Below are 24,634 nucleotides of genomic sequence, written 5' to 3' on the forward strand. Positions count from 1 at the left end.
GCGCCGCAGCCGTCACAATCGCGGCAACACGCCGACACGGCCTTCGCCTTCCAGACCCCCACGCCATGACCCATCCCTGCCTGAGCTGCGGCGCCTGCTGCGCGTCGTTCCGTGTGGATTTTTCCGTGCACGAGTCCCAGGACCATGGCGGCCGCGTGCCGGCCGGGCTGATCGAGGAAGTCACCGACCACACCTGCCGCATGCGCGGCACGGACTGGTCCCGCCCGCGCTGCGCGGCCCTGGTCGGCAAGGTGGGCGAGAAGGCCCACTGCGGCATCTACGAATGGCGCCCCTCGCCCTGCCGCGAGTTCGCCGCCGGCAGCGATGCCTGCAACCGCGTGCGCCTGCGGCACGGGCTGCCGGCACTGGACAGCGGACTGCTGTAAGGCCCCGGACCGCCCTACTCCACCGGCAGATTGGCCAACTGCCCCTTGAACTCCTGCAGCGAGAAATGCGTGTGCACCTGGCGCACGCCCGGCAGGCGGTGCAGGCGGCGCTGCAGCAGGTCGGAGTAGGCGTCCAGGTCGCGCGCGACCACGACCAGCAGGAAGTCCTCGGGACCCGAGATGCCGTGGAACATCACCACCTCGGGAATGGCGCAGACCGCCTGCTCGAAGATGCGCGAGGACTCCTCGTTCTGATGGTCTATGGCCACCATCACGAAGGCCAGCACGCCGAAGCCGATGGCGCGCCGGTCCAGGGCCGCGTGGTAGCCGGTGATCACGCCCTCGTCCTCCAGCCGCTTGATGCGCCGCCATGACGGCGATTGCGACAAATGCACGCGCTGGGCCAGCTCGCCCGAGGTCAGCCGCGCGTTGTCCTGCAGCGCGCGGATCAGCAGCCGGTCGGTTCTGTCGATCTCGATTGGCATAAACCACCTATGAATTCATGTTTCACAGAATAACTTATCCAAGATCAACGGCATTTAGGGATAACTACTAAATCACCTGCGGGATAGGCAAATAGCATCCGCCTCCGAAGCACCTACAACGACGGAGACCCACCCCATGCCTGCCTTCGAAGACATCGTCCAGCGCGAAGCCGGACTCCAGCAGCAGCTGTCCGCCGGACAGATGACCATGATCGCCATCGGCGGTGCCGTCGGCACCGGCCTGTTCCTGGGCAGCGGATTCGCCATCGGCTTCGCCGGGCCCAGCGTGCTGATCAGCTATGCCATCGGCGCGGTGATATCGCTGCTGCTCATGGGTTGCCTGGCCGAGATGACGGTGGCCCACCCGACCTCCGGCTCCTTCGGCGCCTATGCCGAGCACTACGTCAGCCCGCTGGCCGGATTCGTGGTGCGCTATGCCTACTGGGCCTGCGTGGTGCTGGCCGTGGGCACCGAAGTGACGGCCGTGGGCCTGTACATGGGCTACTGGTTCCCCGAGGTGCCGCGCTGGGCCTGGGTGGTCATCTTCTCGGGCGCGCTGATCGGCGTGAACATGATGAGCGTCAAGGCCTTCGGCGCCGTGGAGTACAGCTTCTCCATGGTCAAGATCGTCGCCATCGCGGCCTTCATCGTGATCGGCGCCTGGGTGGTCTTCGGCGCGCGCCCCGAGGGCGTGGGCTTTGCCAACTATGTCGACAACGGCGGCTTCTTTCCCAAGGGCCTGTGGGGCACCTGGGTGGGCGTGATCATCGCCATCTTCAGCTACCTGAGCATCGAGATGATCGCCGTGGCCGCGGGCGAGGCCAAGGACCCGCAGCGCGCCGTCACCAGCGCCTTCCGCTCGACCATGGTGCGCCTGGTGGTGTTCTACCTGGCCACCATCGCGCTGATGCTGGCCATCGTGCCCTGGGCCGCGGCCGGCAAGGAGGGCAGCCCCTTCGTCAAGGTGATGGAGATCATCGGCCTGCCCGGTGCCGCCAGCGTGGTCAACTTCGTGGTGCTGGTGGCCGCCCTGTCGGCCATGAACAGCCAGCTCTACATCACCACCCGCATGATGTTCAGCCTCTCGCGCGCCGGCCATGCGCCCGCCGTGCTGGGCCGCGTGAATGCACGCGGCGTGCCGCTGCCCGCGCTGCTGCTGTCCTGCCTGGGCATCGCCGTGGCCACCCTGTTCAACATCATCAACCCCGAGCAATCCTTCATGCTGATGATGGCCGTGGCCATGTTCGGCGCCATGTTCACCTGGTTCATGATTTTCGTGACCCACCTGTTCTTTCGCAGGCGCTGGGTGCGCCAGGGCAACGCGCCGCTGGCCTTTCGCATGTGGGGCTTTCCCGTGCTGACCCTGCTGGGCGCGGGCCTGATGCTGGCCGCCCTGGTGTCCACGCTGTTCACCGACGTGTTCCGCCTGACCGTGCTGACCGGCCTGCCCTTCCTGCTGCTGCTGGTCGCCGCCTATGCGCTGTGGTATCGCAAGCCGCCAGCGCAGCTTGCACCCCAGGGCCGGTGAGGCCGGCCCGCCTGTTCCACCTTCCCATCTTTCCGTGACCGATCTGCCTGGCAGACATTTCCCATGACGACACCCAAGACCTCCCTGTTCCACCATGTCCCGCCCTACCCGGGCGATCCCATCCTGTCGCTGATGGAGGCCTTCCAGCAGGATCCCCGCCCCGCCAAGGTCAGCCTGAGCATCGGCCTGTACTTCGACGAGGCCGGGCGCCTGCCCGTGCTGGACTGCGTGCGCCAGGCCGGCGAGGCGCTGGACCGCGAGCAGGGCCCCAGCGGCTACCTGCCCATCGAAGGCATCGCCCCCTACCGCCAGCTGGTGCAGGAACTGGTCTTCGGCGCACAGCACGAGGCCGTGCGCAGCCAGCGCATCGCCACCGTGCAGACCCTGGGCGGCTCGGGCGCGCTCAAGCTGGGCGCGGACTTCATCCGGCACTACTTTCCCGATGCCGGGGTCTGGCTCAGCGACCCCACCTGGGACAACCACCTGGCCATCTTCCAGGGCGCGGGCCTGCGCACCCACGGCTATCCCTACTACGACGCGGCCACCGGCAGCCTGCGCTTCGACGCCATGCTGCAGACGCTGCGCGACATCCCCTCGGGCAGCGTGGTGCTGCTGCACGCCAGCTGCCACAACCCCACGGGCGTGGACCTGACGCGCGACCAGTGGCGGCAACTGATCCCGGTGATCGTCGAGCGCGGCCTGATCCCCTTCGTGGACATGGCCTACCAGGGCTTCGGCGACGGCCTGGACGACGATGCCTGGTCCGTGCGCGCCCTGGCAGACGCGGGTGCCCAGTGCTTCGTGGCCAACTCGTTCTCCAAGAACTTCTCGCTGTACGGCGAGCGCGTGGGCGGCCTCAGCGTGGTCTGCGCCGATGCGGCCACGGCCGGCAATGTGCTGGGCCAGCTCAAGGCCACCGTGCGCAGCAACTATTCCTCGCCCCCGACGCGGGGCGCGCGCCTGGTGCAGCAGGTGCTGGCGTCGCCCGCGCTGAGCGCCCAATGGGCGCAGGAGCTGGCGCAGATGCGCGGGCGCATCAAGGACATGCGCGCCCGGTTGCACAGCGCGCTGCAGGAACGCTTTGGCGGGCACCGGGACTTCAGCTTCCTGCTGACCCAGCGCGGCATGTTCAGCTACACGGGCATCACCGAGCCCCAGGTCCACCGCCTGCGCGAAGAACACGGCGTGTACCTGGTCCGCTCCGGGCGCATGTGCATGTCGGGTCTGTCCGGCGCCAATGTGCAGCATGTGGCCGACGCCATCGCCCAGGTGCTGGAGTCGCCGCAATGAGCGGCTGCCCCGTCCATGGCGGCCTGACCGGGCGCATCGTCGCCGAGGAAGGGGCGCAGCTGGATTTCAGCCAGTCCATGAGCTATGGCGACTACCTGCGGCTGGACGCCATCCTCGGCGCCCAGCAGCCCCTGTCGCCCACGCACGACGAGATGCTCTTCATCATCCAGCACCAGACCAGCGAGCTGTGGATGAAGCTCATGCTGCACGAGCTGGGCGCGGCCACGGCCGCCGTGGCGGCCGACCGCCATGCCGATGCCTTCAAGATGCTGGCCCGCGTGAGCCGCATCATGGAGCAGCTGGTCGGCGCCTGGTCCGTGCTGGCGACCATGACGCCGACCGAGTACACGGCCATGCGCCCCTTCCTCGCCAACTCCAGCGGCTTCCAGAGCTACCAGTACCGCTGCATCGAGTTCTCCCTGGGCAACAAGAACGCCGCCATGCTCCAGCCCCATGCCCACCGCCCTGACCTGCTGGCCCGGGTGGATGCCGCATGGCGCGCACCCTCGCTCTACGACGAGGCCCTGCGCCTGCTGGCACGCCAGGGCCTGGCCATTCCCGCCGGGCACCTGGACCGCGACTGGACCCGGCCCTACGAGGCCAGTGCCGAGGTGCAGGCCGCCTGGGCCCAGGTCTACCGCGACCCGCAGTCGCACTGGGACCTGTACCAGCTCGGCGAAAAGCTCGCCGACATCGAGGACGCCTTCCGCCTGTGGCGCTTTCGCCACCTGACCACGGTGGAGCGCGTCATCGGCTTCAAGCGTGGCACGGGCGGCACCGGCGGCGTCAGCTATCTGCGCAAGATGCTGGACGTGGTGTTGTTCCCCGAGATCTGGTCCGTAAGAACAAAACTGTGACCCCCTGAGCGGCTTCGCCGCTTCCCCCGCTCTCGCTGCGCGGGCAGGGGACGACGCCATCGGCTAGGCGCCCCCGCTGCGGGACGGCCCTTGCTCGGCGTCCGCCGATGGGCCGCGCCAGTTTCCAACGCAAGAGCACCATGCCTTTGCATGTGGTCAAAACACAAGGAAATCCATGAAACAAATCATCGACGTGGGCCTGCCCCCGCTCAAGCAGCCGTTCTCCTGGGCCGTCAAGGCCAGCGGCCAGATGCTGTTCACGGCCCATGGCCCCGTGCGGCCCGACGGCAGCATCGACACCGGCCCCATCGAGGCACAGGCCCGCCTGACCTTCGCCAACCTGCGCAATGCCCTGCTGGCGGCGGGCGGCACGCTGGCGCATGTGACCCAGGTGCTGATCTACATGACCGACGTGGCCGACATGACGGCCATCGACGCCGTCTACCGCGAGTTCTTCGATGCGCCCTACCCCAACCGGTCGAGCATGGGCATCTCGGCCCTGGTGGTGCCGGGCATGAAGCTGGAGATCGTGGCCTACGCCATGCTGCCCTGGTAAGGCACAGGGCATGTCCGTGGCGCGCAATTGCGTTCAATACAGGACAGCCGCAGGGCGCGAGACTGCGGGCCTTGTGCAGTCCCGCGTCCGCGCGCCATCTCATGTCCTCCTCGCTGCTCGCCATGGGCGTCTTCACCCTCGTCGGCGCCATCACGCCCGGCCCCGTCAACGTGCTGGCCCTGCGCCATGGCGCGGCGCGCTCACGCCTGTCCTCCGGCCTCTACGTGCTGGGCGCCAGCACCAGCTATGCGGCCGTGGTCTGGACCATGGGCCGGGGCGCGCAGTGGCTGACGCAGGCGCTGCCCCAGCTGTCCGCCGCCGCGCAATGGCTGTGCGCCGCCTACCTGCTGTGGCTGGCCTGGCGGCTGGCCAACGCGCCCGTGGGCGAAGCGCAGGCCCAGGACCGCAGCGGCGCGGGACACCAGCTGGCGGCCCTGCTGCAGGGCGCGGCCGTGCAGACACTCAACCCCAAGGCATGGCTGGTGGCCCTGGCCGGCGTGGGCCTGTTCGTGCTGCCGCAGGCCGATGCCGCCCAGGCCCTGCTGCGCTTTTGCGCCATCTCCCTCATGGCCTGCCTGATCGGCGTCGGCTGCTGGGCGCTGATGGGCCGGCTGCTGTCGGGCTGGCTGCGCACACCGCAGCGCCGGCGGCTGTTCCACCGCCTGCTGGCCCTGCTCCTGGTCGCCAGCGTGGCGGCCATGCTGGCATGATGGGGGACAGGCAGCGCCATGACATCCCTCTCCGCGTCCCACCACTTCCACCGCATCCACCGCCACCCGGCCGCCCCCTGGGCCGAGCTGCGCGACAGCGCGCGCTCGCCGCACTGCTTTCGCCTGCACATGCATGCCGAATACTCGATCGGCATCGTCGATGCGGGACGCACCGTGTTCCACCATGCCCAGGGCCCGCAGCCGCTGGCCGCGGGGGGTGTGGTGCTGATCGAACCCGGCGCCTGGCATGCCTGCAATCCGGAACCAGGCGCCCCCTGGTCCTACCGCATGCTCTTCATCGACCCGGACTGGCTGCACGCACGGCTGGGCGTGGCCGCGCTGCGCTTTCCACAACGTGCGATGACCGATGCGCAGACGGCCTTCCAGGTGGACGCCCTGTGCCGCCCCATCGACGGGGAGGCCGCGGCGCGGCGGCTGGCCACGGGCCTGGAACAGTTGCTGGGCCGCTGCGCCGAGCACGCGGCGGCGGCGCAGCCCGGTGGCGCATCCTGCCTGGAGCCCGCCATGCGGCGCCTGCATGCCGGCCCCGATGCCGGACTGACCGTCGAGGCCCTGGCCCGGGAGTGCGGACTGAGCCCCACGCGCTTCATCCGCCGCTTCAAGGCCGCCACCGGCATGACGCCCGGCAGCTACCGCCTGAACCTGCGCATCAACGGAGCACGCCGCCTGCTGGCCTCGGGCGCGGCACTGTCCGATGCGGCCTATGCCATGGGCTTTGCCGACCAGGCCCATCTGCAACGCGCCTTCAAGGCCCATCACGCGCTGACGCCGGGCTGCTACGCGCGCGGCGCATAGCGCCCCGCCAGCCATGGTTTTGCACGCGGCTGCCCGGGGCGGGCGACGAAAGCGCTGATACTTACGCCTTTCGCTTCCAGCCCACCGACGCCGCGCACCATGGCCGACTTCCAAGACATACAGCAACGAGAAACCGGCCTGCGCCAGCAACTGTCCGCCGCCCAGATGGTGATGATCGCCATCGGCGGCGCCATCGGCACGGGCCTGTTCATGGGCAGCGCCTTCGCCATCGGCTTTGCCGGGCCCAGCGTGCTGCTCAGCTATGGCATCGGGGCGCTGATCTCGCTGCTGCTCATGGGTTGCCTGGCCGAGATGACGGTGGCCCATCCCACCTCGGGCTCCTTCGGCGCCTACGCCGAGCACTACATCGGCCCGCTGGCCGGCTTCATGGTCCGCTATGCCTACTGGGCCGCCGTGGTGCTGGCCGTGGGCATGGAGGTGACGGCCATCGGCATCTACATGGGCTACTGGTTTCCCGACGTGCCGCGCTGGATCTGGGTGGTGGTTTTCTCGGGCGCGCTGATCGCCGTCAACGCCAGCAGCGTCAAGGCCTTCGGCCAGGTCGAGTACGGCTTTTCCATGGTCAAGATCGTGGCCATCGTGGCCTTCATCCTGATCGGCGCCTGGGTAGTCTTCGGCTCGCAGCCCCAGGGCATCGGCCTTTTCAACTACACGGTCCATGGCGGCTTCTTCCCCAAGGGACTGTGGGGCACCTGGGTGGCCGTGATCATCGCCATCTTCAGCTACCTGAGCCTGGAGGCCGTGGCGGTGGCGGCCGGCGAGGCCGAGGACCCCAGGCGCGCCATCACCCGGGCCTTTCGCACCACCATGGCGCGCCTGGTGATCTTCTACCTGCTGACGCTGGCGCTGATGCTGGCCATCGTGCCCTGGCCGCAGGCCGGCACGGACAAGAGCCCCTTCGTGAAGGTGATGGAGATCATCGGCATCCCCGGTGCCGCCAGCATCATCAACTTCGTGGTGCTGGTGGCGGCGCTGTCGGCCATGAACAGCCAGCTGTATGTCACCTCGCGCATGATGTTCAGCCTCTCGCGCGGCGGCTTCGCGCCCGCGGTTTTCGGTCGCCTGAACAGCCGGGGCGTGCCCGTGGCGGCGATCGCCATCTCCTGCCTGGGCATCGCCGTGGCCGTGGCCGTGAACCTGTGGAAACCCGAGGGCTCGCTGCTGTGGATGATGTCCGTGTCCATGTTCGGCGCCATGTTCACCTGGTTCATGATCTTCGTGACCCATCTGTTCTTCCGCACGCGCTGGTCGCGCGAGCACCCCGGCCAGCGCCTGCAGTTCCGCATGTGGGGCTATCCGCTGTTCACGCTGGCGGGCGCTGCGCTGATGCTGGGCGTGATCGTCACCACCTATTTCACCGAGGTCTTCCACATGACGCTGATCACGGGCCTGCCTTTCCTGGCCCTGCTGGCCCTGGCCTATGCGCTGTGGTACCGGCCCCGCGCACAGGCGCGCAGCAAGGACTGAAACCATGACCCGCAGACTCTGGGACATCTCCCCGGCCGTCCAGGCCGCCAGCCCCGTCTTTCCGGGCGACACGCCCTACCGCCAGCAGTGGTGCGCCACCATCGGCCCCGGCTGCCCGGTCAACGTCAGTGCCATCACGCTGTCGCCCCATGTGGGCGCGCATGCCGATGCGCCGCTGCACTACGACGCCGATGGCGCCCCGATCGGACACGTCGACCTGGAGGCCTTCCTGGGCCCCTGCCGCGTGATCCATGCCATCGCCAGGGGGCCGCTGATCGAGTGGGAACACATTGCCCACGCCGTGGCGGATCTTCCGCCGCGCGTGCTGGTGCGCACCTACGAGCGCGCGCCCACGGCCTGGGACCCGGAGCTGCCGGCCTACGCCCCTGCCACGGTGGAGCGCCTGGCCGATCGGGGCGTGCGGCTCATAGGCATCGACACGGCCAGCATCGATCCGGCCAGCAGCAAAAGCCTGGACAGCCACCAGGTGATCCGCCGCCGCGGCCTGCGCGTGCTGGAGAACCTGGTGCTGGACGACGTGCCCGAAGGCGACTACGAGCTGATCGCCCTGCCGCTCAAGCTGGTCGAGGCCGACGCCTCGCCCGTGCGCGCCGTGTTGCGCGCCCTGGCCTGAACCCTTCCCCGTTTCCCCTGCGGCGCCGGCCTGTCCGGCGCCGTGTGCCATTGACCTCCAAGGAGAACCCGTGACAAGCCTGCAAGACTGCCTGGCGCTGGATGCCCAAGACCCGCTGCGCGCCCTGCGCGCGCAATTCACCCTGCCCGAAGGCGTGATCTACCTGGACGGCAATTCGCTGGGCGCCAGCCCCAAGGCCGCCGCGGCGCGCGTGGCCGAGGTCGTGCAGCAGGAATGGGCCCAGGGCCTGATCCGCTCCTGGAACGACGCCGGCTGGATCAGCCTGCCGCAGCGCCTGGGCGACCAGTTCGCGCCCTGGATCGGCGTGGGCGCGGGCGAGCTGGTCTTCACCGACACCACCTCGATCAACCTCTACAAGGTGCTGACGGCCGCTGCCCGCATCGCACGCGAGGACGCGCCGCAGCGCAAGCGCCTGATCAGCGAGCGCAGCAACTTCCCCACCGACCTCTACATCGCCCAGTCGGTCTGCCAGGAGTACGGACTGGAGCTGGTGCTGCTCGAACCCGAGGAGATCGCCGCTGCGCTGACCGAGGAGGTCGCCATCTGCATGCTCACCCATGTCAACTACCGCACGGGCGCCATGCACGACATGGCCGCCGTGACGGCCGCCGCACATGGCAAGGGCATTCTGTGCGTCTGGGACCTGTGCCACAGCGCGGGCGCCGTGCCCGTGGACCTCAAGGGCGCCGACGCCGACTTCGCCATCGGCTGCAGCTACAAGTACCTCAATGGCGGCCCCGGCGCGCCGGCCTTCGTCTGGGCGCATCCGCGCCTGATCAACCGCTTCTGGCAGCCGCTGTCGGGCTGGTTCGGCCATGCCGAGCCCTTCCGGTTCGTGCCCGACTACCATCCTGCCCAGGGCATCCAGCGCTATCTGTGCGGCACCCAGCCCATGGTCAGCATGAGCGTGCTGCAATGCGGGCTCGATGTGTTCACGGCCGTGGAGCCGCTGGGCGGCATGGATGTGCTGCGCGGGAAATCGCTGGCGCTCACCGACCTGTTCATCGCCCTGGTCGAGGAACGCTGCCAGGGCCACGGCCTGGGCCTGGCCACGCCGCGCGAGCATGGCCGGCGCGGCTCCCAGGTCTGCCTGACGCGCGAGGAAGGCCTGGGCGTGGACGGCAAGGACAGCGGTGCCTACGCCATCGTCCAGGCCCTGATCGCGCGTGGCGTCATCGGCGACTTCCGCAAGGGCGACGGCACCGGCCTGCACAAGGACATCCTGCGCTTCGGCTTCACACCGCTGTACGTGGGCTTCGGGGATGTGTGGAACGCCGTCGAGCACCTGCGCCAGGTGCTGGAATCGGGCGAATGGCGCCAACCGGAGTTCAACCGCATCAACGCGGTGACCTGAGCCCGCAGCGCTCAGAAGGCCATGGACGACAGCGAGGCCCACAGGTGGGCGGCGACCAGGGCCCGCCAGGGCGCGAAGTCGCGCAGCCACAGCTCGGTCTGCCTGGCATCCATGGCCTCCACCTGCAGCAGGCGCGCCAGCGCCCGGCGCACGGCCACATCACCATGCAATGGCCCGTCGAGATGGCCATAGCCGCGCAGCAGCGTGTAGTTCACGGTCCAGGGGCCTATGCCCTTGACGGCCAGCAGTCGTTCGGCGATCTTCTCGGCCGGGACAACGGGCTGCGCGGCCCAGTCGTCCAGCGGCAGCTCGCCCGCCTGCACGGCCTGCGCCAGCAGGCGCAGCGTCTGCGTCTTTCCTTGGGAAAACCCGGCCGCGCGCAGGTCCTGCTCCCCCAGTTGCGCCACCTGGGCCGCCTCGGGCATGCACCACAGCTGCTGCGGAGCGTCGGCATGGTCATCGTGCAGCGATACCGGCCGACCCGCAGCGGCGATCAGGCGCCGGCGCAGCGAAACGGCGGCAGCCACACTGATCTGCTGGCCGGTGACGGCCCAGCTCAAGGCCTCCCAGGGCGTGCAGGCCGCCGGCACGTGCAGGCCATGCTGGCGCACCAGCAGCGGGCCCAACTGCGCATGGCGGCCAAAGCGGCGCTCGAAGCGTTCCACATCCTGCGACAGGCCGAACATGCGCCCGAGCATGGCGGCCAGCGCTTCATCGATGGCCTGCTCCTGCCCCGCACCATCCGGCAGGCTCCAGCGGGCCTGGACCAGTGTTCCTTTCCCGGACTGCTCCACCAGCGCCAGGGTCAACAGCGTGGGCTGGCCCCGCCACATCAGTCCCTTGTGCATGCGCAGGCCACTGGCATCCTGCACATCGCATTCGGACAGGCGCTGGGCGTCACGCCGGTGAAAGCCCCAGAACTCGGCCATGCGGTAGCCGACCGGCAGCACCAGGGACTGCTCGGCCCGGCGTGGCGCCTTCGCGGCGCGCCTCATGCCTCATGCGCCCGCGGTGAGAGCGCCGGCTCCCGGACCTCCTGAGCCTGGCGTGCCTCGCGCAGCAACAGGGCCCGTTTGCGCTCCACGCCCCAGCGGTAGCCGGAGATGCTGCCGTCATTGCGTACCACGCGGTGGCAGGGCACGGCCACGGCAATGGGGTTGGCGGCCACCGCGCTGGCCACGGCACGCGCCCCCGTAGGCATGCCCAGGCGCAGCGCCAGCTCGGAATAGCTCAGGGTCTGGCCGGCGGGAATCGCGCACAGCGCCTGCCATACGCGCTGCTGGAAGGCCGTGCCCTGCACATCCAGCGGCAAGGCCAGGCCGCGGCGCGGCTGCTCGACCAGGGCCACGACCTGGGCCACCGTGTGCTCGAACCCCGCATCGCCACCCACCAGCTCGGCCAGGGGAAATCGCTGCTGCAGGTCCTGCACCAGGGCTTCGGCATCGTCGCCCAGCAACACGCAGCACACGCCGCGCTCCGTGCTGGCCACGAGCAGGCTGCCCAGCGTGCACTCGGCCACGGCAAAGCGGATGGTCTGGCGCTCGCCGCCACGCCGGTAGGCGCCCGGGGCCATGCCCAGCATGGCGCCCGCATCCCGGTAGAAGCTGCTGCTGGCCGCATAGCCGCTGGCATAGGCCGCATCCGTGACCGAGTCGCTGCGGCCCGGCTGCAGCGCCTGGCGCAGTGCCCGTGCGCGATGGGCCTTGGCATAGGCCTTGGGCGTCAGGCCCGTGGCCTGCTTGAACAATCGGTGCAACTGCCAGGGGCTCAGCCCCGAGCGATCGGCCAGCGAGCCCAGGGCCGGCGGCGGCTCCTCGGTCTCCAGCCAGCGGCAGCATTGGGCCACGAGGGCGGAGGCATCGCTTGGTGGATTCATGGCTTGGGTGGGCACGGCTCGTCTTTCTGGGTCATCGGATGCCCTACTCTACGCAGCCTGGCGCCCGCGCGCATCCCGCTTCTTGCAAGCCGCAGGATTGCTGCGCGGGATTCGGTTACGCTGCGCGCTGCATTTTCCGCGTCGAGACTTGCGAGACTCCCACATGACCACCGAACACTCCGGCTGCCCCCTGCACAGCCCTGGCAGCACCGAATCCATCGTCCACGAAGAGCGCGCCCAGCTGGACTTCAGCCAGTCCATGAGCTATGGCGACTACCTGCACCTGGACCAGATCCTCACCGCACAGCACCCCCTCTCGCCCGCCCATGACGAGATGCTCTTCATCATCCAGCACCAGACCAGCGAGCTGTGGATGAAGCTCATGCTCCACGAAGTCCGCGCCGCCACGGCCGCCATCGCCGGCGGCACCCGCGCCGACGCCTTCAAGATGCTCGCACGCGTCAGCCGCATCATGGAGCAGCTCGTCAGCGCCTGGACCGTGCTGTCCACCATGACCCCGCCCGAGTACACGGCCATGCGTCCCTACCTGGCCAACTCCAGCGGCTTCCAGAGCTACCAGTACCGCTGCATCGAGTTCTCCCTGGGCAACAAGAACGCCGCCATGCTCCAACCGCATGCCCATCGCCCCGACCTGCTCGCCCAGGTCGAGGCGGCATGGCGCACTCCATCGCTGTACGACGTCTCCCTGCAACTGCTGGCCCGCGAAGGCATCCAGGTGCCCGCGGACCGGCTCGAACGCGACTGGACCCAGCCCTACGAGGCCAGCGAAGGCGTCAAGGAGGCCTGGATCACGGTCTACCGCGACCCGCATGCGCACTGGGACCTGTACCAGCTCGGCGAAAAGCTCGCCGACATCGAGGATGCCTTCCGCCTGTGGCGCTTTCGCCACCTGACCACGGTGGAGCGCGTCATCGGCTTCAAGCGCGGCACAGGCGGCACCGGCGGCGTCAGCTACCTGCGCAAGATGCTGGACGTGGTGCTGTTCCCCGAGATCTGGGCCCTGCGCACCGAGCTGTGACCACCTGCCCGCCACCGCGGCAGGCCGCGGTGGCGACAGCAGGCATGCGTGCAAACGGTTAAGCTGCGGCGCCAGGAGAACCACCGTGTCCGCAGCGCCAGAACCATCCCCACACAACAACGCAGACCCGCTCACCCCATCAGCCTCCCCGGCGGCAGCACCGCCCCGCAGCCAGCTGCTGTGGGCCATGCTGCTGTCCCTGCTCTCGGCCTTTGCGCTGAGCCAGGCCTTTCGCACCATCACCTCCGTCATGGCCACGGGGCTGCAGCAGGACTTCGGCCTCACGGCACAGTCCCTGGGAGCCTTCGCAGGGCTGTTCGGCCTGTCCTTCGGCGTGGCCCAGCTGCTCATGGGCATCGGCATGGACCTGTATGGCCTGCGGCGCACGGTGCTGCTGTCGTTTCCACTGGCCATCGCGGGCTCCGTGCTGTCGGCCACCGCTGCGGGCTATGGCTGGCTGATGGTGGGCCAGTTGCTCATCGGCGTGGGCTGCTCGCCGGCCTTTCTGGCCTGCACCATGTTCATCTCCCGCCACTTTCCCATCGAGCGCTTCGCCTTCCTGTCGGGCGTGGGCATGGGCGTGGGCGGGTTGGGGCTGCTGTTCACGGGCACGCCTCTGGCCTGGCTGGTCCAGCACTTCGGCTGGCGCTCGGGCTTCGCGCTGCTGGCCGTGATGGCCGCCGCCTCCTGGCTGCTGATCTGGTGGCGCGTGCATGAGCCGGCCCATGCCGGCACGAAGCCCGCCGTGCGCGAGAGCTGGGGCGTGGCCGTGCGGCGCATGGCGCAGCTGTTCACGCTGCCGCATACGCTGGGCATCATGATCCTGGCCATGGCCTGCTATGCCTCCTTCCTGTCGCTGCGCGGGCTGTGGCTGGGGCCCCTGCTCATCCACCGCTACGACTTCTCGCTGGTGGAAAGCGGCAACGTGGCGCTGATCGTGTCGCTGATCTCGCTGTTCAGCCCGGCCTTCTTCGGCCGCATGGACCCGGGCGCGGCGCGGCGCCGGCGCTGGATCAACAACTACTCCCTGCTCATGGGCAGCCTGTTCCTGGTCATGGCCTTCCTCCACCACGCCTGGGCCAACGTGGCCCTGATCTTCGCCATGGGCCTGCTGTCAGGCTATTCGGTGCTGCAGTACGCCGATGTGCGCTCGTCCTACCCGCCTGAACTCACCGGCCGCGCGCTGTCGCTGTTCACCATGGCCATGTTCCTGGGCGTGGCCCTGGTCCAATGGTTCACGGGCTGGGTGGCAGCCTGGGCCGAGGCCTGGGGCGTGGAGCCCTACCAGGCCGTGATGGTGTCCATCGCAGCCACCCTGGTCGGCGCCTCCACGGCCTTCCGCTTCCTGCCGTCCTCGCCGCTGCTGCGCCAGGCATCGGCCGTGTAGAAGACACGGGCTACAAGGCGTTGGCCGCGGAGCCATCGCCCCGATACAGCCAGGGCAGATCCATCAGCCGGGGGCCCAGCAGGCGCAATGACAGATCACGCCCCCAGCGCACGGGGCCCGTGGCATGGAAAATGCGGCCATTGCGCTGCGAGCGGGCCTGCACGCGCGCATTGCGCTGCCAGCGGTTGAGTGCATAGCGGCGCAGGCGCATGTTCACATCCAGGTCATGCATGGCCAGGGCCCGCTGCAGTTCCGCCGCATCCTCGATGGCCATGCCCGCGCCCTGGGCCAGATAGGGCCGCATGGGATGGGCCGCATCGCCAAGCAAGGCCACCACGCCGCGCGCCATCTGCGCGGCCGACTGCACGGGCGGCCGGTCGCCCACGGGCCACAGCCGCCAATCGCCACCTGCGGCAGGCACATGCTGGATCAGGTCCAGCAGCTCGGGGCAACTGCCTTGCAGCGCCTGCACGAGATCGGCCAGATTGCCGGCATGGTCCCAGCTCGCCAAGTCTTCGGGGGCTGGTCCCTGGACGATGACCACCAGATTCTGCAATTCGCCGCGGCGCACCGGGTACTGGATGGCATGCAGGCGCGAGCCCAGCCAAGCCGTGACGTCGGTGGCACGCAGCCGCCTGGGCAACTGGGCCTGGCGCACCAGCGCCCGATAGGCCAGATGCCCCGTGACGCGCGGCGGACCGTCGCCCAGCAGTTGCTGGCGCAGCACGCTGCGCACGCCATCGGCGGCCACCAGGGCGTCGCCCTCGATCAGCTTGCCGCCCTGGGTCCGCACCGTGACCACGCCCTCGTTCTCGGAAAAGCCTTCGATGGGCTGCCCCAGGTTCAGGTGCATGCCCTCGTAGGTCTGGGCGGCCTCCCGCAGCAATTGCTGCAGATCGGCGCGGTGGATGGTGGCATAGGCCGCCCCGTAGCGGTGGACCGATTCGCTGCCCAGCGTCATCCGGGCCAGTTCCTGCCCGGTGGCCGCGCTGCGTACCCGCAGACAGCCGGGCAGGGCCACCACCTGCTGCAAAGGCTTTTGCAGGCCCCAGGCCTGCAGCCGGCGCACGACGTTCGGCCCCAGCTGTATGCCGGCCCCCACCTCGCTGAGCTGGGGAGCTTGCTCAAAAAGTCGCACCTCCCAGCCAGCCCGCGACGCACCTATCGCTGCGGCCAGGCCGCCAATGCCGCCACCGGCGATCAACACCTGCTTGTTCATGCGCCTATTGTGCCCCTGCCGCCCCCCGGTGAACGAGGGGACAAAGATTAACAAACCACATGCGCATGAAGAAAATCAAGAAGTTACAGGAAATTTTCCGAAAACCACGTTCAACGGCTTATCGACCGCGCAAGAAGACAAAGAATCTCGCAAGCGCTGGCGAGATTGGGTGCCACACGGCCTCCGGTCAGCATGCTCCCACCCCACCCGTGAGGTTTTGCCAGCCGGCCAGGAAAATTTCCGTGCCCATACCGGACACACCGCAGATGACAGGCATTCCCGATCAGCCGGCTTTCCCGCAAATAGGCTGGCCGCCATGGGAATCCACCCGGCACATTCCCACTTCCGGGTGGCTTCTTCCCACTGGCACCCCGTCCAAGGCGCGATTTTCATCACAAGGTGGAACGACCATGAAAAAAGCCCGCTCAGGGCGGGCTCTTTCATGCGCGGGAAAGACGATCAGATGGCGAATTTCTCGCGATCCTGATTCTGGATCCACTTCGGCGGCTTGCCGCGGCCTGTCCACGTCTGGCCGGTGGCGGGATCGCGGTACTTCGGAGCCACCTTGGCGCCAGTGGAGCCGGCGGCACGGCCACGCGCCGGAGGAAATACGTCGTCAGCCGTCAGGCCATATTCGGCAATCAAATTGCGCACCTTGCCCACTGCATCGGAAAGTTCCCGCTTGCGTGCCTCCTGGATCTGTTGCTCCAGTTCCTGTCGCTGCTTCAGCAGTTCCTTGTATGAGCTCATGGTATGCGCCTTGAAAGTGGTTTATGAAGCTCCATTATAAAAACACAATGCCCCGGTGGGGCAACCATCATGTAAGCAAAATCCACAATATCGCTGATGCTTATTGCAAGGGCGCGTTCTCGGATAAATCCGATATCGCAAGCACCTTGTCAATGCGCTTGCCGTCCAGATCGATGACTTCAAACGTCCATCCGGCACAGTTCACACGCTCCCCGAGAATGGGCAAATGGCCGCTTTCCGCCATAAGCAGCCCCGCCACGGTGTTGTAACGGCCACGGTGCTCATCGGGCAGCTCCCGAATATCCAGACGGGCTTTCAGCTCGGATATGGGCATCAATCCGTCCAATAGCCAGGAGCCATCCTCGCGCTGCATGGCCCAGGCCTCGGCCTCGGTCACCGGCTGCAACTCGCCTGTGATCGCCTCCAGCAGATCACGGGGGGTCATGATGCCCTGGACCACGCCATATTCATCGACGACGAATACCATGCGTCCGGATCGGGCCCGCAATTGCTCCAGCAGCTCCATGCCGCTGAGCGTCTCCGGCAGGAAGGAGGCCGCCAGCACATGCTCATGGAGAATCGTGTCCCTTTGCTGCGGGCCCAGGGCCAGCAGGCGTGCCACGCTGATGATGCCCACCACATCGTCCAGGGAGCCGCGGCATACCGGGTACCAGGAATGGCCGCCCTTTTCATGGCCGTCCGCCGAGGCCTGCAATGCCTCGGTGACCGTCATGTCCGCATCCAGCCATTGCACATCACTGCGCGGCACCATGATGGAGGTCAATGGACGGTCATCGAGATGGAAGACGTTCTGCACCATCTGATGCTCGCTGGCCTCGATCACGCCGGCCTCGCGCCCTTCCGCCAGGCTGGCGGCGATTTCCTCCTCGGTCACGGCGCGCGCCGCCGATTCATTGATGCGCAGCAGCGTCAGCACGGCACGCGTGGAAAATGCCAGCAGCCGCACGAAAGGCTTGGCGGCCGATGCCACCCAGGTCATGGGTCGGGAAATGATGGTGGCCACCGTTTCCGGATACAGCTGGCCTATGCGCTTGGGAACCAGTTCGCCGAAGACAATGGTGACGAAGGTGATGATCGTCACGACGGCCGCCGTGGCCGAAATGCTGGCCGCGCGGTCCGGAATGCCCAGTCCCTGCAGCCATGCGGCCAGCCCGTCGCTGAAAGCCGCTTCGCCCAGGATGCCGTTGAGCAGGCCGATGGAGGTGATCCCCACCTGCACCGACGAAAGAAACTGCGTGGGGTTCTCAAGAAGGGCCAGCGCGGCCATCGCCCCCTTGTCGCCTGTTTCAGCCAGGGCCACCAACCGCGCCTTGCGGCTGGAGGCCAGTGCCAATTCGGACATTGCAAACACCCCATTGAGCAGCGTCAGCAACGCGATCAGCAGAAAATCCATGGTTCAGACATCAGAAAGAAGACCATGGCACTTTACTGTATCGGCGATATCCAGGGCTGCCACGACGCTTTTGAGCGACTGCTGCGCCGCGTCGATTTCTCCGCGAGCCGCGATACCCTGTACGTTCTTGGCGACCTCGTGAACCGCGGTCCGGATTCGGACAAGGTGCTGCGCACTTGCATGGCCGCCGGCGACTCCATGCGCGCGCTGCTGGGCAACCATGACCTGCACCTGCTGGCGGCCGCCCATGGCGAGCGCCGCAACAGCAGGCGCGATACCCTGGCCCGGATGCTGCAGGCCCCGGACCGGGACGGGCTGCTGGACTGGCTGCGCCACCAGCCGCTGGCGCGCAGCCACCGCACGGCGCTCGGCGACGAGCTGCTGATGGTCCATGCCGGCGTGCTGCCGCAATGGACGTCGCAGGAGGTGATGGACCTGGCGGACGAAGTGCATGCCGTCCTGCGCGGCGCGCGGTTGCCCGAGTTCCTCAAGGCCATGTACGGCAACCAGCCCGACCACTGGTCCCCGCAGCTCACGGGCTGGGAGCGCCTGCGCGTCATCGTCAATGCGCTGACCCGGCTGCGCTTTTGCACCGCGCAGGGCACCATGGACTTCGACAGTGCGGAATCGGCCGATCAGGCGGCGCCCGGTCTCATGCCCTGGTTCGATGTGCCGGGCCGGGCCACGGCAGGCGTGCCCATCGCTTTCGGCCACTGGTCCACGCTGGGCCATGTCGACCGCCCTGACCTGGTGGCGCTGGACACCGGCTGCGTCTGGGGCGGATGCCTGAGCATGATGCGCTTCGGCGACCGCCTGTCTGATCGGGAACTGATACAGGTGGACTGCCCGCAGGCCCAGGTGCCGGGCTGACCCCTCGAAAAAAACGCCTGCAAGGCAGGCGTTTGTTCCTCAATGGCAGGTCCGGCCCGACGAAGCTCAGGCCTCGGAAGTCGCCGCAGGCATGACGGGCGCCTTGAACAGCGCGGCGATCTTGCGCTTGGGCTTGATGTTGCCCCCGGTCTTGGGCGCCGCGCGCTGGCTCTCCCAGTTCGCATCGGAACTGGCGGCCGGCTCGTAAGGCTTGTCGAAGAAAGGATCCGCGTGCGCCGGGCGCTGCGCCATGCGCGAGCCACGGTGGCCGAAGCCGGCCCCTGCGCGACCGCCATCGCCGCCACGCTCGGAGCGTTCGCCACGCTCGCGGCCATGGCCGCTGTGGCGGGGCACGTCGTCGAACCGATGCCCGCGCGGGCCGCCCCGGAAATCCTCCATCGGGCAGGCCTCGACGTTGATCTTCTTCTTGGTGAGCTTCTCGATCTCGCCCACCAGGCGCGTGTCGTGGCTGGTCACCAGGGTCACGGCAATGCCCGAGGCGCCGGCACGGCCCGTGCGGCCGATGCGGTGCACGTAGTCCTCGGCATTGAAGGGCACGTCATAGTTGAAGACGGCGGGCACATCCTTGATGTCCAGACCCCGTGCCGCGACATCGGTGCACACCAGCAGGTCCACTTCGCCACGCTTGAAGGCCTCCAGGGCCTTGAGCCGCTCGTCCTGGCTCTTGTCGCCGTGAAGGGCCGCGGCACGCAGGCCATCGCGCTCCAGCGCCCGCGTCAAGCGCGCGCAGCCGAGCTTGCTGTTGGAGAAGACGAAGGCCTGTCGGATCTCGCGCTGCTTGAGCAGCGAGCGCAGCGCATAGCGCTTGTCGTCGTCGCTCACGCTGTAGAAGCGCTGCTCCACCGTGGAGGCCGTCTCGTTCGGACGGGCCACCTCGATGGTGACGGGATCTTGCAGGTAGCTGCCGGCCAGGCGCTTGATCTCGGGCGAGAAGGTAGCGCTGAACAGCAAGGTGGTGCGGTTCTTGGGCAGGTAGGACAGGATGCGCTGCAGGTCGGGCAGGAAGCCGATGTCCAGCATGCGGTCCGCCTCGTCGAGCACCACGTACTCGACCTGGTTGAGCACCACGTTCTTGGCTTCGATATGGTCGAGCAGCCGGCCCGGAGTGGCCACCAGCACCTCGACGCCCTTCTTGAGCTCCAACGTCTGCGGCTTCATGTCCATGCCGCCGAACACGACGGTGCTGCGCAGCTTGCTGTACTTGGCGTACTGGGCGATCTGCTGCGCCACCTGGTCGGCCAGCTCCCGCGTGGGCAGCAGCACCAGCGCCCGCACGGGATGGCGTGCCGGCGATGCCGAGGCGTTTTCGTGGCGCATCAGCCGCTGCAGCAGGGGCAGCGAGAACGCCGCCGTCTTGCCTGTGCCGGTCTGGGCGGCGCCCATGACATCCTTGCCGGTCAGGACGACCGGAATGGCCTGCGCCTGGATGGGCGTCATGGACTCGTAGCCCATGTCGGCCACGGCGCGTGCCAGGGACTCGGCCAGTTGGAGATTGGAGAAAGAGCTTGTCATTGAGGGCGCTATTGTCGCACCGGACGCGATTTATGCGTTGCAATAACGCCAATTGGCACCTGGACAAGCATGGCGTTGCGTGAACGCAACCCGCAAAAACCCGGTATGAGGGCCCGTGGCACGGCCCCTCGCCAGGGACTCAGAGAGAGGCGGCGGAGAAGGTGTCGCAGGACTTGACACTGCCCGTGCGCAGGCCCGTGCTGAACCAGCGCTGGCGCTGGGCGCTGGTGCCATGGGTAAAGCTGTCGGGAACGACGGCACCGCCCCCGGCGCGCTGCAGGGCGTCGTCACCGATCTTGGCGGCTGCGTTCATGGCCGACTCCACATCGCCCTGCTCCAGGATCTGGCGAGCGCTTTGCGCATGGTTGGCCCAGACGCCTGCCAGGCAGTCGGCCTGCAGCTCCAGCTTGACCGACAGGTGGTTGTACTCGACCTTGCTCACCCGCCCCCGGGCGCGGTCCACCTGGGCGCTGATGCCCAGCAGATTCTGGACATGGTGTCCCACCTCGTGGGCGATCACGTAGGCCTGTGCGAAATCGCCGGGTGCGCCGAGCTGGTTCTTGAGGGTTTCGTAGAAGCCCAGGTCGATGTAGACCTTCTGGTCGGCGGGGCAATAGAAGGGCCCCATGGCCGACTGTCCCGTGCCGCAGGCCGTGGGCGTGGCGCCGCGAAACAGCACGAGCTTGGGATCGACATACTGGGCGCCGCCCTGGCGGAACACCTCGCGCCAGACATCCTCGGTGTCGGCGAGCACGGTGGAGACGAAGCGCGCGAGCCTGTCGTCGGCGGGTGGCCTGTGCGCCGGCGCTTGCTGCTGCACCTGCACCGGCGAGCCCCCGCTGAGCGCCCCCAGGATGGTCAGCGGATTGATGCCCAGCACCCAGCCGCCCACCAGCGCGATGACGATGGTGCCTATGCCTATGCTGCGCCCGCCGAAGACGGGCCCGCCGCCAGCGCCTTCGTCGCGGCGGTCCTCCACATTGTCCGACTCGCGGTTACCGTCCCATCTCATGGTCTTCGCTCCTGGATCTGCGCTGCGGCCTGCAGCATCGGGCGGCGATATTACGTCGGAACCGGCAAGGCTGCAGAGCCCCCGGCGTCCAGCAATGATACGGCGTGTATCAGCGCACCGGCGGCACCTGCTGGGGCATGGAGGCGGGCGCCTGGTTGCGCTGCACCTGTTCGCTGGCCACCAGCACCATGCCGGCCAGCAGCACGGCCACGAGCCCCAGGCCGACGATGACCACCAGGCCCAGCCCCCATCCGCCCCGCCTGCGCCGCCCGGATGCAGGCTCGCCGGGCCGGCGCGCAGCCGGCGCCTGCTCGCTGGGGGGCTCCTGCCGCTGCCAGGGTTCGGGAGCGGGCTCCCGCCGCTGCTGCTCGTAGCGCGGGGCCGCCCGCCTGGGTGGCGCTTCAGGACGGGCTTCAGGGCGCGCGTCGGGACGCGCCTCGGGCCGTGCGGAGCCGTCCCAGCGGGGCTCCTCGCGCGGATAAGAAGGCTTTTGTGGCATGGGCCACATCGTAGTGCCTGCGGCGCACCATGGGGAGCCGCGCATGCCACCGGACACATTGCACATTGGCCGGTCCACGCCTACTGTGTACAGTCGCGCCCATGAGCCCTTCCCGCATCCCCCCCACCACCACCCTCGATGCGCAGGCAACGGCCGCCCTGCTGCCCTGGAAAGAACTGGCCGACGAGATCGCCGACCTGCTCCTGCAGCCCCAGGCGGTGCAGGTGCCGGCCCGCATCGTGATGCCCATGGCCGCGGGCGGCTGCCTGTTCTGCATGCCCGCCACCGATGGCCGGGTGACCATGACCAAGCTGATCAGCCTCACCCCCGGCAATGCCGGCACGCCTCGTCCCACCATCCAGGGGGATGTGGTGGTCTTCGATGTGGCCACGGGCGAGCGTCGCCTCATCCTCGACGGCCCCACCGTCACGGCGCGGCGCACGGCCGCCGTCTCGCTGCTGGCCGCGCAAAGGCTGGCCCCCGATCCCGAGGGAGCGCTGTTGATCATCGGTGCCGGCGTGCAGGGCCTGGCCCACCTGGAGGCCTTCGCGCAGGGCCTGGGCGTGCGCGAAGTACAGGTGGCCTCGCGCAGCGAGGCCAGCGCGCAGGCACTGGTCACGCGGGCCCGGGACATGGGCCTGCAGGCCCGTTTCGCGCCGGATGCGCAGGCCGCCGCACGGCAGTGCCCGCTGATCGTGACCTGCACGCCGGCCCGCGCCGTGGTGCTGCACGAGGCTCCGCGCGCCGACACCTTCCTGTCGGCCGTGGGCGCCTTCACGCCGCAGATGGTCGAGCTGGCGCCCGATCTGTGCCGCGCCATGCTGCGCGATGGCCGCGTGGTCGTCGATACCGAAGAGGCGCTGCACGAGGCCGGCGACCTGTTGCAGGCCGGCATCGACGTCGCCGCCCTTCCCACGCTGGCGCAGGTGGTACGCGAGGCATGGCCGCGCGCGCACACCCCCGTGCTGTTCAAGAGCTGCGGCTGGGGCGGCTGGGATCTTGCCGCCACGCGGCTGGCCCTGCGCCAGGCTGCCCTCCCCGCCATCCACCAGCCCGATTGAAGACGGACCCGCGCGTTGAACGACCTCCCTCCTGCGGACACTCCTGCCCCCGCTCCTGCGGCCCCTGCCGACGCCGGGACGCCCGGCCGCTGGCAGCGTCTGGGCCTGCGCACCCAGCTGGCCCTGGTATTCGGCTCCCTGCTGGTGGGCGTGACGGTGCTGATGTCCCTGGCTTTCGGCGAGCTGCTGCGCTGGCGCATGGAGCAGGAAGTCAGCAATTCGCTGCACACCGTGGCCTCCAATGCTTCGCGGGAGCTGGCCAACGGGCTGTTCGACCGCGCCCACACCGTGCAGGTGCTGGCGGCCTCCCCCGAGTTGTGGGTCCAGGGCCTGGATGCCCCCGGCGTGGACGCCCTGCTCAACCGCGCCCGCGTACTGACCCCCTCCAATCTCTGGATCGGCGTGGCCGATGCCGAAGGCACGGTGCGCAGCGCCACCGACCGGCTGCTGCTCAACAGCGATGTCAGCGACCGGCCCTGGTTCGAACCGGGACTGCAGCGCGTGCATGTCGGCGATGTGCGCAGTTCCTCGCAACTGACCGCCCTGCTTCCCCCCACGCCCGACGGCAGCGCCCAGCGCTTCATGGACTTCGCCGCCCCCATCCGGGTGGGAGGCCTCACGCAGGGCGTGCTGTGCATGCACAGCAGCTGGCAATGGGTGCGCGAGACCATGCGAACGCTGCAGCAGGCCGACAGTGGCGACCGCCAGATCGAGCTGTTCATCTTCGACCGCAACGGCCGCCTCCTGCATGCCCCGGGCGACAGCCTGCAGCGCTGGACCGAGCTGGACCAGCGCCTGCCGGTGACGCACGCCCTGTCGCCCGGATCCGCCCTGCTGCCCGTGCAGATCGCGCAATGGCGGGACAGTCCCCGGCGCTTCCTGACCGCGACCGTTGCCTTGCAGGCCCGCAGCCAGACCACGGACATGGGCTGGCACATCGTGGCCCGCCAGCCCCAGGACAGCGCCTACGCGCCCGCGCGCCAGGCCATGCACCAGGTGCTGGCCGGCGGCCTGGCCGCCGCGCTGCTGGCGGCCGTCATCGCCTGGCTGGTGGCGCGCAGGCTGAGTCAGGACCTCAAGCGCCTGGCCCGCGCGGCCAACGACATCCATGGCAGCGGCGCGGCCGCCGACATTCCCCGGCTGCACAGCAGCCGCGAAGTGCAGCGCCTGTCCGAGGCGCTGCGCGGCAGCATCGCCCAGTTGCAATCGGCCAACGAAGCCATGGAGTGCCAGGTGCGTGAACGCACGCTGCAGCTCCAGCAGGCCAACACCGAGCTGGAGCACCAGGCGCGCAGCGACCCGCTGACCGGCCTGCTCAACCGCCGCGGCTTCGAGTTCCAGCTGGACTTCGCCATGGCACTGGCCCGCCGCAGCGGCCGGCCCTTGAGCGTGCTGGTCATCGATGTGGACCATTTCAAGCGCATCAACGACCAGCACGGCCACGACAAGGGCGACGCGGTACTGCGCACCCTGGCTCGCGTCCTGCGCCTGCGCCTGCGCGAGTCCGATGTGCTGGCGCGCATGGGCGGCGAGGAATTCCTGGCCCTGCTGCCCGACACCACGGCCGACGCGGCCGTGACCATCGCGGAACAACTGCGCGAGCTGCTGGCGCACAGCCCCATGGCCCACGGCGAGCCCGTCACCGCCAGCATGGGCGTGGCCACGCTGCGCGGCACCACGGACACGGCCGCCGCCATGCTGCGCCGTGGAGACGAGGCGCTCTACGAAGCCAAGGGCGCGGGCCGCAACAACGTCCGGCTGCAGCGCTAGTTCCCCTTTTTCCGCACGACAGGCATGCGGAAAAAACATCACACTAATACTCAAATTGAGCATATCATTTGCAGCCATC

General features: G+C 68.5%; 23 protein-coding genes and 1 pseudogene. 15 read left to right on the top strand and 9 right to left on the bottom strand.

What is annotated here, in order from left to right; translation table 11 throughout:
- Positions 1-65 precede the first annotated feature (65 nt).
- The gene (locus L1Z78_RS21060) at positions 66-386 is read left to right on the top strand and encodes a YkgJ family cysteine cluster protein (RefSeq protein ID WP_234638292.1); all 321 of its coding nucleotides are present in this window, start codon (positions 66-68) and stop codon (positions 384-386) included.
- A gap of 14 nt (positions 387-400) precedes the next feature.
- Here L1Z78_RS21060 and L1Z78_RS21065 read toward each other — a convergent pair whose 3' ends face one another.
- On the bottom strand, positions 401-871 hold the full coding sequence (locus L1Z78_RS21065; RefSeq protein WP_234638293.1) for an Lrp/AsnC family transcriptional regulator: 471 nt from the start codon (positions 869-871) through the stop codon (positions 401-403).
- Between the two features lie 136 nt (positions 872-1,007).
- Between L1Z78_RS21065 and L1Z78_RS21070 the strand changes: the two genes are divergently transcribed.
- The 9 genes from L1Z78_RS21070 (at position 1,008) to kynU (ending at position 10,125) form a co-directional block, all read left to right on the top strand.
- Entirely contained in the window at positions 1,008-2,399 is a 1,392-nt protein-coding gene (locus tag L1Z78_RS21070; protein ID WP_234638294.1) for an amino acid permease, read from the top strand.
- Between the two features lie 84 nt (positions 2,400-2,483).
- Complete coding sequence (locus L1Z78_RS21075; protein WP_275444448.1) at positions 2,484-3,689, top strand: amino acid aminotransferase; 1,206 nt, start codon at positions 2,484-2,486, stop codon at positions 3,687-3,689.
- A complete protein-coding gene (gene kynA / locus L1Z78_RS21080; RefSeq protein ID WP_234638296.1) occupies positions 3,686-4,546 on the top strand; it encodes a tryptophan 2,3-dioxygenase in 861 nt (286 codons plus the stop codon). The genes L1Z78_RS21075 and kynA (L1Z78_RS21080) overlap by 4 nt, the downstream gene beginning before the upstream one ends.
- 175 nt (positions 4,547-4,721) lie before the next feature.
- Complete coding sequence (locus L1Z78_RS21085) at positions 4,722-5,102, top strand: RidA family protein (RefSeq protein ID WP_234638297.1); 381 nt, start codon at positions 4,722-4,724, stop codon at positions 5,100-5,102.
- Between the two features lie 101 nt (positions 5,103-5,203).
- Entirely contained in the window at positions 5,204-5,812 is a 609-nt protein-coding gene (locus L1Z78_RS21090; protein WP_234638298.1) for a LysE family translocator, read from the top strand.
- Between the two features lie 18 nt (positions 5,813-5,830).
- A complete protein-coding gene (locus L1Z78_RS21095) occupies positions 5,831-6,628 on the top strand; it encodes a helix-turn-helix transcriptional regulator (protein WP_234638299.1) in 798 nt (265 codons plus the stop codon).
- Between the two features lie 99 nt (positions 6,629-6,727).
- Positions 6,728-8,116, top strand: coding sequence for an amino acid permease (locus tag L1Z78_RS21100; RefSeq protein WP_234638300.1), 1,389 nt, complete (start codon positions 6,728-6,730; stop codon positions 8,114-8,116).
- 4 nt (positions 8,117-8,120) lie between these two features.
- Entirely contained in the window at positions 8,121-8,750 is a 630-nt protein-coding gene (kynB, locus tag L1Z78_RS21105; RefSeq protein ID WP_234638301.1) for an arylformamidase, read from the top strand.
- Between the two features lie 70 nt (positions 8,751-8,820).
- Entirely contained in the window at positions 8,821-10,125 is a 1,305-nt protein-coding gene (gene kynU, locus L1Z78_RS21110) for a kynureninase (RefSeq protein ID WP_234638302.1), read from the top strand.
- An 11-nt stretch (positions 10,126-10,136) separates the two neighbouring features.
- On the opposite strand, the gene L1Z78_RS21115 is transcribed toward kynU, so the two are convergent.
- On the bottom strand, positions 10,137-11,120 hold the full coding sequence (locus L1Z78_RS21115; RefSeq protein ID WP_234638303.1) for a DNA-3-methyladenine glycosylase 2: 984 nt from the start codon (positions 11,118-11,120) through the stop codon (positions 10,137-10,139).
- Positions 11,117-12,031: pseudogene (gene ada, locus L1Z78_RS21120) on the bottom strand (bifunctional DNA-binding transcriptional regulator/O6-methylguanine-DNA methyltransferase Ada); the annotation flags it as partial. The gene L1Z78_RS21115 and the pseudogene ada, both read right to left, overlap by 4 nt.
- A gap of 133 nt (positions 12,032-12,164) precedes the next feature.
- Between ada and kynA (L1Z78_RS21125) the strand changes: the two are divergent.
- Together kynA (L1Z78_RS21125) and L1Z78_RS21130 are read left to right on the top strand one after the other, a co-directional pair.
- Entirely contained in the window at positions 12,165-13,040 is an 876-nt protein-coding gene (kynA, locus tag L1Z78_RS21125; RefSeq protein WP_234638305.1) for a tryptophan 2,3-dioxygenase, read from the top strand.
- A gap of 85 nt (positions 13,041-13,125) precedes the next feature.
- Positions 13,126-14,427, top strand: coding sequence for an MFS transporter (locus L1Z78_RS21130; RefSeq protein WP_234638306.1), 1,302 nt, complete (start codon positions 13,126-13,128; stop codon positions 14,425-14,427).
- A gap of 10 nt (positions 14,428-14,437) precedes the next feature.
- Here L1Z78_RS21130 and L1Z78_RS21135 read toward each other — a convergent pair whose 3' ends face one another.
- From L1Z78_RS21135 to L1Z78_RS21145, 3 genes are all read right to left on the bottom strand, one after another.
- The gene (locus tag L1Z78_RS21135; RefSeq protein ID WP_234638307.1) at positions 14,438-15,646 is read right to left on the bottom strand and encodes an FAD-dependent monooxygenase; all 1,209 of its coding nucleotides are present in this window, start codon (positions 15,644-15,646) and stop codon (positions 14,438-14,440) included.
- A gap of 459 nt (positions 15,647-16,105) precedes the next feature.
- Positions 16,106-16,396 (bottom strand): H-NS family nucleoid-associated regulatory protein, encoded by a 291-nt coding sequence (locus tag L1Z78_RS21140; protein WP_234638308.1) that lies wholly within the window; start codon positions 16,394-16,396, stop codon positions 16,106-16,108.
- Positions 16,397-16,496: 100 nt separating this feature from the next.
- Positions 16,497-17,810 carry a hemolysin family protein gene (locus L1Z78_RS21145; protein WP_234638309.1) on the bottom strand — a complete coding sequence of 438 codons (1,314 nt, stop codon included), beginning with the start codon at positions 17,808-17,810 and terminating at the stop codon, positions 16,497-16,499.
- Positions 17,811-17,834: 24 nt separating this feature from the next.
- Here L1Z78_RS21145 and L1Z78_RS21150 point away from each other — a divergent pair, with 24 nt between their 5' ends.
- On the top strand, positions 17,835-18,680 hold the full coding sequence (locus tag L1Z78_RS21150; RefSeq protein WP_234638310.1) for a symmetrical bis(5'-nucleosyl)-tetraphosphatase: 846 nt from the start codon (positions 17,835-17,837) through the stop codon (positions 18,678-18,680).
- Between the two features lie 66 nt (positions 18,681-18,746).
- Here the strand turns inward: L1Z78_RS21150 and L1Z78_RS21155 are convergent, their stop codons facing one another.
- From L1Z78_RS21155 to L1Z78_RS21165, 3 genes are all read right to left on the bottom strand, one after another.
- A complete protein-coding gene (locus tag L1Z78_RS21155) occupies positions 18,747-20,213 on the bottom strand; it encodes a DEAD/DEAH box helicase (protein WP_234638311.1) in 1,467 nt (488 codons plus the stop codon).
- A 139-nt stretch (positions 20,214-20,352) separates the two neighbouring features.
- Positions 20,353-21,225, bottom strand: coding sequence for a neutral zinc metallopeptidase (locus tag L1Z78_RS21160; protein ID WP_234638312.1), 873 nt, complete (start codon positions 21,223-21,225; stop codon positions 20,353-20,355).
- A gap of 109 nt (positions 21,226-21,334) precedes the next feature.
- Complete coding sequence (locus L1Z78_RS21165; RefSeq protein ID WP_234638313.1) at positions 21,335-21,724, bottom strand: hypothetical protein; 390 nt, start codon at positions 21,722-21,724, stop codon at positions 21,335-21,337.
- A gap of 101 nt (positions 21,725-21,825) precedes the next feature.
- Here L1Z78_RS21165 and L1Z78_RS21170 point away from each other — a divergent pair, with 101 nt between their 5' ends.
- Positions 21,826-22,785 carry a delta(1)-pyrroline-2-carboxylate reductase family protein gene (locus tag L1Z78_RS21170; protein ID WP_234638314.1) on the top strand — a complete coding sequence of 320 codons (960 nt, stop codon included), beginning with the start codon at positions 21,826-21,828 and terminating at the stop codon, positions 22,783-22,785.
- Between the two features lie 15 nt (positions 22,786-22,800).
- A complete protein-coding gene (locus L1Z78_RS21175) occupies positions 22,801-24,555 on the top strand; it encodes a sensor domain-containing diguanylate cyclase (protein ID WP_234638315.1) in 1,755 nt (584 codons plus the stop codon).
- Positions 24,556-24,634: the final 79 nt, after the last annotated feature.

The organism is Delftia tsuruhatensis, assembly GCF_903815225.1.
Classification (GTDB): domain Bacteria; phylum Pseudomonadota; class Gammaproteobacteria; order Burkholderiales; family Burkholderiaceae_C; genus Comamonas; species Comamonas tsuruhatensis_A.